This is a genomic window from Nonomuraea sp. NPDC049486 (assembly GCF_040676925.1).
Lineage (GTDB): Bacteria > Actinomycetota > Actinomycetes > Streptosporangiales > Streptosporangiaceae > Nonomuraea > Nonomuraea ferruginea.
The window spans coordinates 326,556-341,806 of sequence record NZ_JBFAPV010000003.1 but is presented as its reverse complement, the minus strand read 5'-3'; the positions used below and the strand labels follow the sequence as shown (position 1 = coordinate 341,806).

The window sequence follows — 15,251 nt, the reverse complement described above, 5'->3', positions numbered from 1 at the left end:
ACGTTTCGCATACCGGAACAATCGGCTTCACGGTCGGTGGAAGGACAACCAAGTGCGCCCGCATGTCGAGCTGATCCAAGAAGATGACTACGTCTGGCACGGCGCCGAGCTGGTCGGCGGGGAAGGACGGGCCAGCGAGCGACGCCTGTCGGTGGACGAGGAGGACGGCTCCTCGTCGCTGCGGGTCGACTTCCACACCGACTGGGGCCGCGGCCCGGGCATCCACCACGCCAACACCGAGTACTACGTGCTCGAAGGCTCGATGACGTACGGCGGCCGTCAGATCGGCAAGGGCGGATACGTGTACGCGCCGAAGGGCGTGCCGGCCGACGCGATCACGTTCGCCGAGGGCACCCGCATCCTGCACTACCGCGAGTACGGCGACGCCGGCTTCGACGCCGTCGACTCGCTCGCCGCCCCGCGCTGGGCGGACGCCCGCGAGGACGTCATCGTCATCGACAGCGACGCCATGCAGTGGGACGCGGTGCCGAACCCCGGCCCGATGCCCGGCCTGTTCATCAAGTATCTGCACGTCGACCCGGTGACCGGCTTCTACACCCGGCTGGTGCACGCCCAGGAGGGCTGGGCCGACCACCGCCTGGCCCACCACCCGTGCTACGAGGAGGCGTACACCACCCAGGGCCACATGGAGTACAACTTCGGCACCCTGGACCTCGGCACCTACTTCTTCCGCCCGGCGCGGGTCAAGCACGGCCACTTCACCTCGATGGAGGGCGGTGCGACCTGGCTGCTGCGCTCCGACGGCGAGCTGTTCAACTGGTACACCCAGAACGAGTGGGTGCGCTGGGGCGGCGAGGGCATCAACTACGGCCCCGGCGGCGGCGCCATGCGCTGGTCACAGTCCTCCCACGAGCTCGGCGGCGAGTCCCGGCGCAGCGACGAGGACATGGAGATGCTTCGGGCGTCGCTGGAGTACGCGCGCAGCCAGGGCGCCGACGAGGGCGACGTCGTGGAGCACGGCCTCGGCACCGACGCCAGCCTGATCGCCATCGCCAAGGCCCTCGACACCGCCCGGCTGCAGGGCGGCCACGGCGACCACGACCATGACCATGACCACAGTCATGACCACGACCACGGGGTCCCGGAGGCCGACTGGGGCGCGGCCCCGGCCGACCTGGAGCACCCCGACCAGCGCACCGACGAGCACGCGCACAACTGGGGCGCGGGCCGCGTCTGGAAGCAGGGCGACCCCATCCCCGCGCCGATCCTCTCCAGCCTGCCCGTGCGCAGCCGCTCGCGCGGCCGCTGGGACGGCGACGGCATGTAGTCACGCCTGACACCTCATGAATCACCGTGGCCGGGTCCCGAGGGGCCCGGCCACACGCACTCCTACGGAGACTCACTCATGATCCTCGCCGCGCCCATCGAACCGGTTCATGGGCTCAACGCCTACAGTTTGGCGATCTTCCTGCACATCGTCCTGTTCGTGTACTGGCTGGGCAGCGACATCGGCGTCTTCTACTCCAGCCGCTTCATCCTCAAGTCCGACCTGCCCACCCCGGCCCGGTCGGTGGCCGCCAAGATCATGCACGCGGTCGACATGGCGCCGCGCATCTGCCTGGTGCTGTTCCTGCCCAGCGGCGTGACGCTGATGGCGCTCGGGCCGTTCGCCGAGGACTACTTCCCCTGGTGGTTCGTCGTCCTCGTCTGGGTGGCCGCGCTGTGCTGGCTGGTGCTGGTCGTCTACGACTACACCAAGGGCGCCACCGCGCTCGGCCGGATCGTGCAGCGGCTCGACCTGGTCGTCCGGTACGGCCTGGTGGTCGTGCTGGTCGGCATCGGCTCGTACATGATGGTCGTGCCGGAGCCGTTCGGCGTCCAGACGAACCCGAAGTGGCTGGGCGCCAAGCTCGCCGCCTACGGGCTCTGCATCCTCGCCGGCGTGATGATCCGCTGGCGGCTGAAGCCGTTCGGGCCGGCGTTCGGCAAGCTGGTCTCCGAGGGTTCGACGCCGGAGGTCGAAGCCAGGATCCGCACGTCCGTGCAGACGTGCCTGCCGTACGTGTACGCGATCTGGTTCCTGGTGCTCCTGGCGGCCTTCCTCGGCGTCGTCAAGCCCGGCACCACCGCCTTCGGCTGACCGGGACCCGTACAGAACAGAACGTCCGGCACGGGCCTCGCTGGCCCGTGCCGGACGTTCGTCGTCGGGTGTGTCAGGCGGACTCTCGGAGCTGTCCCAGGTAGGCGGCCTGGACGCGGGGGTCGTCGCGCAGCTCGGCCGCGGTGCCCTCCAGCCCCACCGTCCCGTGGTCGAGCACGTAGCCTCGGTCGGCGAGCCGCAGCGCGGTGCTGGCCTGCTGCTCGACGAGCAGGATGGTGAGCCCGCGCTCCTCGTGCAGCCGCTTGAGATAGCCGAACAGCTCGATGACCTTCAGCGGCGCCAGCCCCAGCGACGGCTCGTCCAGCATGAGCAGGCGCGGGTCGCCCATCAGGGCGCGGGCGACCGCGAGCATCTGCGCCTCGCCGCCCGAGAGCGTGCCGGCGAGCTGAGTGCTCCGCTCGGCCAGCCGCGGGAACAGCTCCAGCATCTCCTCACGCCGCCGCTCGGTCTCGGCGCGCTTGCGCCGCACCGGGAAGGCGCCCAGGGTGAGGTTCTCCATGACGGTGTGCTCGGGGAAGATCTGCCGGCCCTCGGGCACGTGGCCGAGCCCGAGGGCGGGCCGCTTCCAGCCGGGCACCTTGGCCAGGTCCTTCCCGGCGAACGTGATCCGCCCCGCCACGGGCTTGAGCAGCCCGGAGACGCACTTCATGGTCGTGGTCTTGCCCGACCCGTTGGGGCCGAGCAGGACGACGAACTCGCCCTCGTCGACGTGCAGGTCGAGCCCGTCGAGGGCGCGCACGCCGCCGTAGGCGGCGCCCAGCCCCGACAGTTCCAGCAGTCTGCTCACGACTCGTCTCCCATGAGGTCCGGGCGGCCGAGATACGCCTCGAGGACCGCCGCCGAGTTGCGCACCCGTTCCGGGTTGCCCTGCTCGATCACCTTGCCGCTCTCCAGGACGGTGATCTCGTCGCAGAGGTTCATCACGAAGTCCACGTTGTGCTCGATCAGCACGACGGCCAGCCCACGCTCGCGCAGCGCCCGGCAGAGCCTGGCCAGGGCGTCCAGCTCGCCGGTCGTCAGGCCGGTGGCGGGCTCGTCCAGGATGAGCACCTTGGGCCGGCTGGCCACCGCGCGGACGACCTCCAGCAGGCGCTTCTGGCCGTGCGAGAGCGACGAGGCGAGCCAGTCGGCGCGGGAGGCGAGCCCGGCGAAGGCCAGCAGCTCCAGCGCCTCCTTCCGCTCGACCTCGTCCTGGCGGCGGTAGGACGGCGAGCGGAGCACGGCGCCGAGCCAGCTGTAGGACTCGCGCGTCCGCATGCCGGTGAGCACGTTGTCGAGCACGCTGACCCGCTCGAACAGGTGCGGGACCTGGAAGACCCGGGTGACCCCGGCCCGCGCCACGCCGTGCGCGGTCGCGGCGGCCTCCTCGCCGAACACCTTCACGGTGCCGGCGTCGATCTTGTGATAGCGGGTCAGGCAGGACACCAGCGTGGACTTGCCGGACCCGTTGGGCCCGATGATGCCGTGCACGGTGCCGGGCATGATGCGCACGTCCACGCCGTCGAGCGCGTGCACGCCGCCGAAGTGCTTGACGATGCCGGTGCCTTCCAGCGCGGGCACGTCCGGCTGGGCGTCGCGCAGCTCGGGCACCACGTCGGGCACCTGTTCGGGCAGCTCCTCGTCCCTGGCCTCGGTCACCCGGTCGCGGCCGAAGCGCGAGTTCTTCCAGGTGCCGACGATGCCGCCGGGGATCAGCATCATGGCGGCCAGCAGCAGCAGGCCGAGGACGAGGGTGGTGTAGCGGGCCTGGTCCTTGATCAGCTCGACGATCAGGGCGATGAACCCGACGCCGATGATCGGCCCGGCCAGGGTGGCGCTGCCGCCGAGGAAGAGGCCGACGAAGAAGATGATGCCGTTGTCGAGCAGGCCGACGTCCGGGTTGATGAACCCGAGCTGCAGCGCGTACAGGGCTCCGGACAGGCCCGCCATGCCGCCGCAGATGCCGAACAGCAGGAGCTTGGCCCGGTTCGGCGAGATGCCCATGGCGGAGGCGGTGTCGGAGGACTCGCGCACGGCCATCGAGGCGCGGCCGACGCCGCTGCGCACGAGGTTGCGCTGCACGATGTAGGCCAGGACGAGGAAGCCCAGCACCACGTAATAGAAGACCTCCTTGGGCATGATCTCGCCTCCGGCAGCGGGCGCGATGCCGCTGATGCCGACGATGCCGCCGGTGACCGGCTCCCATTCGCGGCCGACCTCGACCACGATGAGGTTGGCGGCCAGGGTGATCATGCCGAAGTACAGGTACGTGGCCCGCAGGCTGACCGCCAGCACCATGAGGGCGATAACGGTACCGACGGCGGTCGAGGCCACGATGCCGAGCAGCCACGAGCCGCTCGCCTTGACCACGATGTAGCCGGTGGCGTAGCCGCCCGCCAGTTGCAGGCCGCTGTGGAGCATCGACAGCAGCCCGCCGTACCCCATGCACAGGTTGAGGGAGATCGTCAGGATCGCGCTGATGCCGGCCGAGGCGACCAGCCCGTTGTAGTACGAGGCGTTGTAGCTGTAGTAGTCGGTGATGTACGGCCAGGCGAGCAGCACGGCGACGGCCACGATCGTCAGCCCGGCCAGGGCCACGGTGCGCCATCGGTGATAGCCCGCGGAGTCGAAGAAGGAGCCGCCGCGCCCGCCGGCGCGGGCGGGGGTCGTTTCCACCGTTGCCATCAGTGCGCCTCCATGGGCTTGCCGAAGAGTCCGGACGGGAAGATGACGAGGATCACGGCGAGGGCGGCGAAGACGGCGAAGTTGCCGATGGAGCCGCCGACCAGGCTGCGCACGATCGTGTCGAGCAGGCCGACGATCATGCCGCCGATGAGCGCGCCGCGGGGCGAGCCGACGCCGCCGATGACCGCGGCGGTGAAGCCCTTGATGGTGAACACCAGGCCGGCCGCCGGGGCCACGAAGATCACGGGGGCGGCGAGCAGGCCGGCGACGGCGCTGATGACGGCCGCGATGACGAAGGAGAGCACCACGATGCGCTGCACGGGGATGCCCATCAGCACCGAGGTGTCGGAGCTGTGGGCGGTGGCCCGGATCGCCCTGCCGTAGGCGGAGCGGCGCAGGAACTGGTCGTAGAGCCCCATGACGGCCAGCGCGGCCACGATGGTCAGCAGTTCCTGCCACTGGATGGTCATCCCGGCGACCTCGAACCCGCCGGGGATGATCGGGCTGGGTCTCAGGGCGTCGACGTCGAAGTAGCCCAGGTTGAACACCGACTGGAAGATCAGCGCCGCGGCCAGCGTCGCGATGATCCAGGCGTTGCGCGATCCGGACAGCTTGATGGGCAGGGTGATCATGCGTTCCATGAGCACGCCCATGACGCAGGCCAGCACGATGGTCAGGCCGATCGCCGCGGCCCAGCCCAGCTTCTCCAGCGCGACGATCTGGTAGGCCACGGCGGCGCCGAGGATCAGCGCCTCGCCCTGAGCGAAGTTCATGATCCGGGTCGGCTGGAAGACGATCGCCAGGGCGAGTGCGACCAGGGCGTAGATGGAACCGGCGAACAGCCCATCGATGATGGCCTCGGGGCTCATCAGCACCGCTCCTCGGGGGTGTTACGGGTAGTGCCAGAGTCGTTCCACAAAACGAAACAGCGTTTCAACGGAAAAAGCTAGGGGTCGCCCAAGAACCCTGTCAATAGGTCTGATGTTTGAGCGACCCCTGGTCAACGCAGGTCAGTGGCGTGCGTAACGGCCGGTGGGCTCGCCGACGGTCTCGCCGTCGCGGAAGCGCACCTGCCCGCCGACGGCGGTCACGACGGGCCAGCCGGTGAGCTCGACCCCCTCGAACGGGGTGTGGTCCTGGCCCGACAGGCACACCTCGTTGGTGACCGGCTGCGCCAGCTCGGGGTCGACCACGGTCAGGTCGGCGTCGAAGCCGACCATGAGGCTGCCCTTGCGGCCCCACAGGTTGTAGGCGCGGGCCGGGTTGGCCGAGGCCAGCTCGGCGATCCTGGACAGCGACAGGCCGCGCTTGCGGTGCCCCTCGGAGAACAGCACCGGGTAGAGCAGGGCGGTGCCGCCGAAGCCGGGGCGGGCCGGCCAGAGCTGGTCGCCCTTCTCGGCCTCCATGCAGCAGGCGTGGTCGGAGGCCACCCAGTCGATGGTGCCCTCGGCCGCGTGCCGCCACAGCGCCTCGTTGTCGGCCTTGGTGCGGATGGGCGGGTTGACCTTGCCGCCGAGGCTGCCGGTCGCGTCCAGGGTGTCGTGGTCCAGGCACAGGTGGTGCAGGGTCGTCTCGGCGCGCAGGTCGCCGCCGAACGAGCGGCGGGCCAGCGCGACCGCGTCCACGGCCTCCGCGCTCGACAGGTGGAGCAGGTTGAGGTTGGTGCCGGTGTGCGAGGCCAGCGTGGTGGCCTCGCCGATGGCGACCCGCTCGGTCAGCGGCGGGCGGCCCTCGTGGTAGGCGCGCAGCGTCTGCGGGTCCCCGTCGGCCCGTACGCGGTCGATGAAGACCCGCATGAGCTCCGACTGCTCGCAGTGCAGCGACACCGAGAGCCGCTTGTCCGGGTTGGCCTTCTGGACCGCGGTGATCTGCTCCATCAGCAGGTAGAGGTGGCCCAGGTCGTACTCGTCGCCCATGGTGAAGGAGCGCGCGTCGCGGCTGTTGGCCGCCAGGTCGAACCCCTTGTAGAACATGTAGTACTTGAACGACGTGACCCCGTGCTCCTCCACCAGCATGGGGATCTCGGCGATCTGGTCCACCGTCATCGGCGCCAGGTGGAAGGCGTAGTCGGTCCAGGTGCGGCCCGCCACCGCGTTCAGCACCTCGGGGAAGATCTCCTTGTACGGTCCCGTACGGTCGAGGTAGTGAGAGCCGGTGCGGAAGTACGACAGCACCGTGGTGGCGCCGCCGACCAGCGAGGAGCGGGTCTCCTCGAAGGCGTCGAGCGCCAGGTCCCGGTAGATGCCGAGGTGGAAGTGGGCGTCGACGGCGCCGGGGAGCACCACCTTGCCGCGGGCGTCGACCACCTCATCGGCTTCGGCGGCCGGGATGTCGTCGGCCAGGGCGGCGACCTTGCCGTTGGATACCGCCAGGTCTGCGCGGATTTCGCCGTGGTACGGCAGGACGACGGTGCCACCCTTGACGAGAAGGTCGTATCGAGACATGGAGATGGCCGGGCCCGGGGGTACCGGCCGTCACCCCCTTTCGGATGCGTTCCAGCCCATCTGGGCGGACAGTCGTGCGGTTGATTCGAGAAGCCTCGCGACGCATTCCCCGACCTCGGCGCGGAAGCGCTCCACCGGCCCGCAGACGCTGACGACCGCCACCGGCCTGCCGTGGTGGTCGAGGATGGGCGCCGCCACGGAGGCCGCGCCGGACATGCGCTCGGAGAAGGACTGGGCGTAGCCGCCCTCGCGGATCGAGGCCAGCTCCCTGCGGAGCCGGGCCTTGTCGACGATGGTGTTGCCGGTCAGCGGCTCCAGCGCGCCGAGCGACAGGTAGTTCTCCATCTCCTCCTCGGTGAGGAAGGCGAGGAAGGCCTTGGACGAGGCGCCCGCGTGCAGCGGGTGGGCCACGCCGAGGTTCACGCTCATGATGACCTCGCGGGCCGGGGTCACCTGGTCTACGTATATCCGGTAGTTACCGGTGCGGATCGACAGGGTGGCCGTCTCGTCGGTGCGCTGGGAGAGCGTCACCAGCTCCGGCGCGGCGATCCGCCGCACGTCGATCCGGTCGAGATAGGCCAGGCCGAGCCGCATCGCGCCGACGCCGAGCGAGTAGCGCCGGGTCGACTGGTCCAGTTCGATCAGCCCGCGCACGCGCAGCGAGGCGAGGATCCGGTGCACGGCGGCCTTGGACATGCCCAGCGCCTCGGCGATCTCGGTCACGCCCAGTGTGTTCGAGGGGGTCTCGGCGAAGTGCATGAGCACGTCCGCGGCCCGCTCGACGGTGGCGATGGCCTGGCCGGAGTTCTCCCTCGCGGGCGCCTTCCCGCTGGTCGCGGTGCCGGCGTTCTTGGTCGGCATCTGTCCTCCAAGGAAACGATCAGAATCGGCTATCTACCTTGGCGGTGAAAACCGACGCGCGCAGGAAGATCGGTGACAATTCGCGTGTCCAGGAACTCCCACCACTCGTCCTGGCTGACCCGCTGGTTCTCCCAGCCGTCGTCCGCCTTGAGGGTGGACAGCGCCTTGCGGTACTCGCCCCAGGCCGCCTCGTCCTCGAAGGCCGCCCAGTTCTCCAGTGTGTAGACGTCGCCGACGGCGCTGTAGTACCAGCGGACCTCGCTGACCATCGGCAGATCCCGGTAGAACCAGCTTTCCCGGTCTTCCAGCCACTGCCAGAAGCCCTTCATGTCCTGCCGCGCCCGGGAACGCAGTTTCATCCGGTAGACGAGGTAGATCATTGCGAAGAGCTCCAGGTTGGCACTCAGGCGGGGTTGTTCCGCACACAGTAACGCTGTTTCAATATATTGGGAAGACCCGGTGCCGGACGCTGTCCTGCGGCGATTCGCGGCCCCGGGTTCCCGCCGCACCGTGCGGCGACGCGGGCACCGACTGGCCTGACGCACATCCAGCCATCTGAGGAGGCCGATTCCGTGGAGGCAGAGCAGATCGTCCCGAGGGACCGATCAGCGACCGACGACCAGCGCACCGCGCCGCCGGGTCCCCTGGCAGGCCTGGTGGTGGTCGACGCGGCCACCCTGTTCGCGGGCCCCCTGGCGGCGACGATCCTGGGCGACTACGGCGCCGACGTCGTCAAGGTCGAGCACCCCGACCGCGGCGACCCCTCCCGCACCCACGGCGCGAGCAAGGACGGGATCGGCCTGTGGTGGAAGATGCTCGGCCGCAACAAGCGGACCGTGACCGCCAACCTGGGGCGGCCCGAGGGCGCCGACCTGCTCAAACGGCTGCTCGCCCGGGCCGACGTGCTGATCGAGAACTTCCGTCCCGGCACCCTGGAGCGCTGGGGCCTGTCCCCTGACACGCTGCTGGAGCTCAACCCCCGGCTGGTGATCGCCCGGGTGACGGGCTTCGGGCAGCACGGCCCGTACTCCAGGAGGCCCGGGTTCGGCACCCTCGCCGAGTCGATGAGCGGCTTCGCCGCGGTCACCGGCGAGCCGGACGGGCCGCCGACGCTGCCGCCGTTCGGCCTGGCCGACGGCGTGGCGGCGCTGACCTGCGTGAGCGCCGTCACGATGGCGCTGCACCACCGCGACAGCCCCGGCGGCACCGGCCGCGGCCAGGTCGTCGACCTGGCCATCATCGAGCCGCTGGTCACCCTGCTCGGCCCGCAGCCCATGGTGTGGGACCAGCTCGGCCGGGTCCAGCCGCGCACCGGCAACCGCTCGGTCAACAACGCGCCGCGCAACACCTACCAGACCAGGGACGGCCGCTGGGTGGCGATCTCCACCTCGGCGAACTCCATCGCCGAGCGGGTCATGCGCCTGGTCGGGCACCCCGAGGTGATCGACGAGCCGTGGTTCGCCTCCGGGGCCGAGCGCGCGGAGCACGCCGACCTGCTCGACGCGTACGTCGGCGGCTGGATCGCCGAGCGCGACCTGGACGAGGTGGTGCGCGAGTTCGAGGCGGCCCAGGCGGCGGTCGCCCCCATCTACGACATCCGCGACGTGTTCGCGGACCCGCAGTACCAGGCCCTCGACACGATCACCACGGTCGACGACGAGGACCTCGGGCCGCTGCGGATGCAGAACGTGCTCTTCCGCCTCTCGGCGACGCCCGGCTCCATCCGCTGGAGCGGCCGCGCCAGGGGCGCCGACAACGACGACGTGTGGGGCGGGCTCGGCGTGAGCGCCGAGGATCTGGCCGCCCTGCGAGACAAGGGGATCGTGTGATGACCGAGACGAGCACGCTGCCGACGCTCTGGGAGCGCCTCGACGGTGCCAGGATCGTCGACCTCGCGCAGCCCATGCGGACGGGCATGCCGCAGTCACCGAGCCATCCGCGGTTCCGGATGGTCATCGAGCGCCGGCACGGCGACATGGTGCGCGAGGACGGCGGCTCGGCCGCCAACGAGGTGATCCTGACCGGCGGCCACGTGGGCACCCACGTCGACGCGCTCGGCCACGTCTCACAGGACGGCTACCTGTACGGCGGCGTCGAGGCCGCCGGGGTCCAGTCGCACCAGGGCCTGTCCCGGCTGGGCATCGACGCCTTCCCCCCGTACGTGGGACGCGGGGTGCTGCTCGACGTGGCCGCCCTGCACGGCGCCGACGTGCTCCCGCCCGGCTACGAGGTGACCCGCGCCGACCTGGAGGCCGCGCGGGACCGGGCCGACGTGCGGATCCGGCCCGGCGACGCGGTGCTCATCGGCACCGGCTGGTCGCGTGAGTGGGACCGGCCCGGCCGGTTCATCGGCGAGGAGGGCGGCGTGCCGGGCCCCGGTCCGGACGCGGCCCGCTGGCTGGCCGAGCAGGGCGTGCGGGTGGCCGGCGGCGAGACCGTCGCCTTCGAGCAGATTCAGGCGGGCCGCGGCCACTCCGTGCTGCCCGTGCACCGGATCCTCCTGGTCGAGTCAGGGGTGAACATCGTGGAGACGATGCGGCTCACCGAGCTGCGGGAGCTGGGCGTGCCCGAGTTCCTGCTCGTGCTCAACCCGCTGCCGGTCGTCGGCGCCACCGGCGCACCGGTCCGGCCGCTCGCGGTGCTGGCGTCATGACGATCGTCTCCGCTCTCGCCGAGTTCGCCGCGGCCGCCCGTGACGGGCTGCCCGAGCCCGTCATGGCCGACGTCACGGGCCGGGTGCTCGACACGTTCGGCAACTGCCTGGCCGCCCAGGAGCTGACCGGCCCGCAGGAGCCGCACGAGGCGGTGCGGCGGCTGGCCGGGCGGTGGGGCGGCGCCGGCGAGTGCTCCGTGCTCGGCCACGCGCTCGCGCTGCCCGCCCCCTCGGCCGCCCTGGTCAACGGCACGCTCGCGCACGCGCTCGATTTCGACGACACCCACCTGCCGTCGGTGCTCCACCCGTCCGCCTCGGTCGTGCCCGCCGCGCTGGCGGTCGCGGAGTCGGTACGGGCGAGCGGCGCGGCCCTGTGCCAGGCCATCGCGGTCGGCGACGAGATCACCAACCGGCTCGGCATGGCCTCCTACCTGCCCGAACTGCGCAACTCGCTCTTCTTCGAGAAGGGCTGGCACGCCACCTCCATCTGCGGCACGGTCGGCGCGGCCGCCGCCTCGGCCCTGCTCATGGGGCTGGACGCAGCAGGCATCGCGGACGCCATGGGCATCGCCGCCAGCATGGGCGCCGGGGTCATCGAGGCCAACCGCACCGGCGGCACCGTCAAGCGCGTCCACTGCGGCTGGGCGGCGCACTCCGGCGTGGTGGCCGCCGCCATGGCGGCCGAAGGGGTGACCGGGCCGCCGACGGTCTTCGAGGGACGTTTCGGCTTCTTCCAGGCGTTCCTCGACGGGCGCTACGACGCCGAAGCGATCACCGCCGGGCTCGGGGAGGATTGGGAGCTGCTGCGCACGGTCTACAAGCCGTACCCGTCCAACCACTTCACCCACCCGGGCATCGACGCCGCACTCGCGCTGCGCGCCGAAGGGCTGCGTCCCGAGGACGTGGACGAGATCGAGCTCGGCGTGGCCGCGGCCCCGCTGCGCACGATCGGGGAGCCGTACGAGGAGAAGATCCGCCCGCGCACCCCGTACCACGCGAAGTTCTCCGGCCCCTACACCGTGGCCAGCGCGCTGGTCGGCGGCGGCGGGCTGGGCCTGCACCTGGACGACTTCACCGAGACAGCGTTCCGCGACGAGCGCCGGCTGGCGCTGGCCGCGCGGGTCCGGGTGGTGGCCGACGAGCAGTGCTCGGAGGAGTTCCCGCGGGCGTTCTCGGCCGTGCTGCGGGTGCGCACCCGCGACGGGCGGCGGCTGGAGCACCGCGTCCACAGCTCACGCGGCGGCCCCGAGCACCCGCTCAGCATCGACGAGCTGGAGCGCAAGTACGCCCTCAACGCCGCACGCGTCCTGTCCCCCGAGGCGGTCACGACCCTCGCCAAGGAGGTCCGCGGCCTGGCCACCCGCGCAGACGTCACGGGCCTCCTGGAACCCGCGCTGATGACGACCCCGTGAGCACCCGCGCAGGGTGGCGCCCACGCCACCCTGCGCGCCCGCGGTGGCCCCGCCTCCCGGGGGTCAGGCGGTGGGCCAGAAGCGGGTGAGGAGAGGGCCGGGGAGGTCCGGGACGCCGGAGCCGTACGTCCAGGTGCGGGCCGTGAGGGAGAGCACCTCCACCTCGCCGCCCGACACGAGATCCCGCGGCTCCGGGACGCCGGACGCGGAGCCGCGGGCGCGGATGACGTCGTCCTCCACCCGCAGCGCCTCGGCGACGGGCCCGTGGACCACCCGCGGCGCGGGCCCGTCCGGCAGGCCGTCCTTCCAGGCGGGCGGGCCGGAGAACCAGGCGACGGCCAGGCAGCCGCCGGGGCCCGCGACGCTCGCCGTACGGGGCGTGGACGGCGGGAGATAGGCGTAGGTCCCGGCGGGGAAGTCTGTGCCGCTGACCGAGATCAGGCCGTCCAGCACCACGAACTCCTCCGCGCACGGGTAGTGCCCGGTGTCCGGCCTGCTCCAGCCGGCGGGGAAGCGGACCAGCGACACCGACGCCTCGCCGGCCGCGTGCAACCGCACCAGCCGGACGGGTCCCGAGCTCGCGGGCATGACGACCTCCCGCCAGTCGAGGCCGGGACCGTCGAGGTCGACCACACGCGTCATCAGTGCCACACCTCCGCCGTCGCGCCGGGCACCCGGCGTTCCTCGATCACCGTGACGCCTTCGAGCCGGCCGTCACGGAAGCGCTGCCAGAGCCGCGCCTTGTAGTCGTCGTCCGCGAAGGTGATCAGCTCGACCACCTCGGTCCCCGGGTCGGCGGTCCACCGGTACGGGAACACCAGGAAGCGCCCCTCCACCAGCACCGCCCGCCCCTCGAACGACGGGTCGTCGAAGCGCAGCTCGCCGCTCTCGAAGCGGGCGCGGAAGTCCAGCACCTCGGGGTCGTGGCCGGGCCTCCGGTAGACGATCCGCTCGTACCAGCGGTCTCCCTCCAGACGGGTCTCCTGGCGCGACGCGTACGTGTCCCGCACCTCCCCCGCCGGGGACAGGTGCGTATAGCTGCCCTCCCAGACCCCGGTGACAGCGGCGAGCCGCTCCCGCAGCCCGCACGGAACGGCCGCGGTCATCGGGCCATGCCGAGGACGCGGCGGGCCTGGCGGACCACGGCCTCGTCGACCATCCGCCCGGCCGAGTCGAGCAGCACGCCCGACCCGCTCGCCTCGAACCGCTCGACCAGGTCCCTGGCCCAGGCGACCCGCTCGGCCGACGGGGTGAACACCTCGTTGACGACCGCGATCTGGGCCGGGTGGATGCAGGCGCGGCCCGCGTACCCGAGCCGGGCGATCGCCTCCGTGGACGCCCGCAGGGCATCGAGGTCGCGGAAGTCGGTGGACACCGGCCCGACCGGCGGGGAGATCCCCGCGGCGGCCGACGCGAACACGACCTGGGAACGGGCCCAGAGCAGCTCCCGCTCGTCCGGCCCGGTGGTGACGCCGGTGTCGGCGCGCAGGTCGGCCTCGCCCACCTGCAGACGGGCCACCCGGGGCCCGCGCGCGATCTCCAGCGCCTGGAAGATCGCCGAGGCGGACTCCAGCAGCGGCACCACCGGCACGCCGTCCGCGCCCAGCGCGGTGAGCAGGGTGTCGAGCTCGGCCAGCTCGGCGGCGCTCTCGACCTTGGCCACGACCAGCCCGGCCAGCGACGGCGCGGTGGCCACGGCGCGGACGTCCGCCTCGCGCAGCGGGCCGGGGTTCACCCGGACCCACAGCTCCACCGGCCCGGGATCGGTCTCCCGCAGCCAGCCGGCCACCGCCTCCCTGGCCGCGTCCTTGCCCGCGGGCGGGACGGCGTCCTCCAGGTCGACGATGAGCGCGTCCGCGCCCCTGCCGAGCGCCTTGCCCAGCTTGTCCGGCGCGTCGCCCGGCACGTACAGGTGGGATCGGGCCATGCCGCTCACCCGACCTTGACGTCGCCGCGCGACAGCGACCTGGCCACCACCGTGCGCAGCACGTCGTTGGTGCCCTCGCCGATGCTCATCAGCACCGAGTCACGGTAGAGCCGCTCGACCTCGTACTCGGTGGAGTAGCCGTACCCGCCGTGGACCTTGAGCGAGCTGATCGCCGACTCCAGCGCGACCTCCGAGCAGAAGATCTTCGCCATGCCGGTCTGCGCGTCCGCGCGGCCCTTCCTGACCTGGTCGGCGGCCCAGTACGCCATGAGCCTTGCCGCCTGCAGCGTGGTGGCCAGGGAGGCGAGCTGGATCTGCACGGCCTGGAAGTCGCCGATCGGCTGCCCGAACGCCCTGCGCTGGCGGGAGTAGGCCAGGGCCTCGTCGTAGGCGCGCTGGGCGATGCCGACGGAGCGGGCGGCGATGTTGACCCGGCCCCACTCCAGGGCGGACAGCGCCTGCTGCATGCCGCGCCCCTCGACCCCGCCGAGCAGGTTCGAGGCCGGGACGCGCACGTCGTCGAGCACGATCTCGCACGACTCGGTGCCCTTGTAGCCGAGCTTCGGGATGTCCTTGGTGACCTGGTAGCCGGGGGTGTCCGCCTCGACGAGCAGGACGCTCATGCCCTTGTGCGCGGGCGTGGTGGCCGGGTCGGTCTTGACGAGCACCGGCAGCGGGTCGGCGTAGCGGGCGTTGGTGATCCACGTCTTGGTGCCGCTGACCACGTAGTGGTCGCCCTCGCGCCGCGCGGTGGTGCGGATGCCCTGGAGGTCGGTGCCGGCGTCCGGCTCGGTCAGGCCGATGCCGGTGCGGCGCTCGCCGGTGGCCAGCCCGGGCAGGTAGCGCCGCTTCTGGTCGTCGGTGCCGTGCATGGCGATCATGCGGCAGGCCAGGGAGTGGCTGCCGAGGATGCCGGCCACGCCCATCCAGCCGCGCGAGATCTCCTCGAAGACCAGCGCGAACGACACCGGGTCCAGGTCGAGGCCGCCGTACTCCTCGGGGACGGTGATGCCGAACAGGCCCAGCTCCTTGAACCCGTCGACGATCTCCGTCGGGTACCGGCCGGAGTGCTCCCAGTCGCGCGCGACGGGCACGATCTCCTTGTCGACGAACGCGCGCAGCAGGGCGCGGAAGTCCCGCTGCTCCTCGTTCAGCTCGAAGTCCATGA

15 protein-coding genes are annotated in these 15,251 nt (G+C 71.5%); 5 read left to right on the top strand and 10 right to left on the bottom strand.

Going from position 1 to position 15,251, the window contains the following annotated elements; all coding sequences use genetic code 11:
- The first annotated feature begins 52 nt into the window (after positions 1-52).
- Entirely contained in the window at positions 53-1,288 is a 1,236-nt protein-coding gene (locus tag AB0K05_RS10445; RefSeq protein ID WP_271277790.1) for a DUF4437 domain-containing protein, read from the top strand.
- 78 nt (positions 1,289-1,366) lie between these two features.
- Positions 1,367-2,101, top strand: a complete 735-nt coding sequence (locus AB0K05_RS10440) for a hypothetical protein (protein ID WP_364228359.1) — start codon at positions 1,367-1,369, stop codon at positions 2,099-2,101.
- A 73-nt stretch (positions 2,102-2,174) separates the two neighbouring features.
- Here the strand turns inward: AB0K05_RS10440 and AB0K05_RS10435 are convergent, their stop codons facing one another.
- The 6 genes from AB0K05_RS10435 to AB0K05_RS10410 all read right to left on the bottom strand — a co-directional run bounded on the left by AB0K05_RS10435 (position 2,175) and on the right by AB0K05_RS10410 (position 8,471).
- Positions 2,175-2,909 carry an ABC transporter ATP-binding protein gene (locus AB0K05_RS10435; protein ID WP_219549188.1) on the bottom strand — a complete coding sequence of 245 codons (735 nt, stop codon included), beginning with the start codon at positions 2,907-2,909 and terminating at the stop codon, positions 2,175-2,177.
- Entirely contained in the window at positions 2,906-4,786 is a 1,881-nt protein-coding gene (locus AB0K05_RS10430) for a branched-chain amino acid ABC transporter ATP-binding protein/permease (protein WP_271280144.1), read from the bottom strand. Before AB0K05_RS10430 ends, AB0K05_RS10435 begins: the two co-directional genes overlap by 4 nt.
- The gene (locus tag AB0K05_RS10425; protein WP_219549186.1) at positions 4,786-5,655 is read right to left on the bottom strand and encodes a branched-chain amino acid ABC transporter permease; all 870 of its coding nucleotides are present in this window, start codon (positions 5,653-5,655) and stop codon (positions 4,786-4,788) included. Before AB0K05_RS10425 ends, AB0K05_RS10430 begins: the two co-directional genes overlap by 1 nt.
- Before the next feature lie 141 nt (positions 5,656-5,796).
- Positions 5,797-7,230, bottom strand: a complete 1,434-nt coding sequence (locus AB0K05_RS10420; protein ID WP_271280145.1) for an amidohydrolase family protein — start codon at positions 7,228-7,230, stop codon at positions 5,797-5,799.
- Positions 7,231-7,260: 30 nt separating this feature from the next.
- On the bottom strand, positions 7,261-8,091 hold the full coding sequence (locus AB0K05_RS10415) for an IclR family transcriptional regulator (protein ID WP_148033450.1): 831 nt from the start codon (positions 8,089-8,091) through the stop codon (positions 7,261-7,263).
- Positions 8,092-8,120: 29 nt separating this feature from the next.
- Positions 8,121-8,471, bottom strand: a complete 351-nt coding sequence (locus AB0K05_RS10410; RefSeq protein ID WP_148033451.1) for a hypothetical protein — start codon at positions 8,469-8,471, stop codon at positions 8,121-8,123.
- 273 nt (positions 8,472-8,744) lie between these two features.
- Between AB0K05_RS10410 and AB0K05_RS10405 the strand changes: the two genes are divergently transcribed.
- From AB0K05_RS10405 to AB0K05_RS10395, 3 genes are read left to right on the top strand one after another with little or no spacing between them, the layout of a single operon-like run.
- Complete coding sequence (locus tag AB0K05_RS10405; protein WP_222709186.1) at positions 8,745-9,920, top strand: CoA transferase; 1,176 nt, start codon at positions 8,745-8,747, stop codon at positions 9,918-9,920.
- Complete coding sequence (locus AB0K05_RS10400; RefSeq protein ID WP_364228355.1) at positions 9,920-10,744, top strand: cyclase family protein; 825 nt, start codon at positions 9,920-9,922, stop codon at positions 10,742-10,744. Before AB0K05_RS10405 ends, AB0K05_RS10400 begins: the two co-directional genes overlap by 1 nt.
- The gene (locus AB0K05_RS10395; RefSeq protein WP_271280146.1) at positions 10,741-12,156 is read left to right on the top strand and encodes an MmgE/PrpD family protein; all 1,416 of its coding nucleotides are present in this window, start codon (positions 10,741-10,743) and stop codon (positions 12,154-12,156) included. Before AB0K05_RS10400 ends, AB0K05_RS10395 begins: the two co-directional genes overlap by 4 nt.
- A 63-nt stretch (positions 12,157-12,219) precedes the next feature.
- Here the strand turns inward: AB0K05_RS10395 and AB0K05_RS10390 are convergent, their stop codons facing one another.
- Genes AB0K05_RS10390 through AB0K05_RS10375 form a run of 4 tightly spaced genes read right to left on the bottom strand, consistent with a single transcriptional unit; the run spans position 12,220 to position 15,249 of the window.
- On the bottom strand, positions 12,220-12,798 hold the full coding sequence (locus AB0K05_RS10390) for a cupin domain-containing protein (protein WP_271280281.1): 579 nt from the start codon (positions 12,796-12,798) through the stop codon (positions 12,220-12,222).
- Positions 12,798-13,262, bottom strand: coding sequence for a DUF3598 family protein (locus tag AB0K05_RS10385; protein WP_271280280.1), 465 nt, complete (start codon positions 13,260-13,262; stop codon positions 12,798-12,800). Before AB0K05_RS10385 ends, AB0K05_RS10390 begins: the two co-directional genes overlap by 1 nt.
- Positions 13,259-14,083, bottom strand: coding sequence for a CoA ester lyase (locus AB0K05_RS10380; protein ID WP_271280279.1), 825 nt, complete (start codon positions 14,081-14,083; stop codon positions 13,259-13,261). Before AB0K05_RS10380 ends, AB0K05_RS10385 begins: the two co-directional genes overlap by 4 nt.
- 5 nt (positions 14,084-14,088) lie before the next feature.
- Positions 14,089-15,249 (bottom strand): acyl-CoA dehydrogenase family protein, encoded by a 1,161-nt coding sequence (locus AB0K05_RS10375; RefSeq protein ID WP_271280278.1) that lies wholly within the window; start codon positions 15,247-15,249, stop codon positions 14,089-14,091.
- Positions 15,250-15,251: the final 2 nt, after the last annotated feature.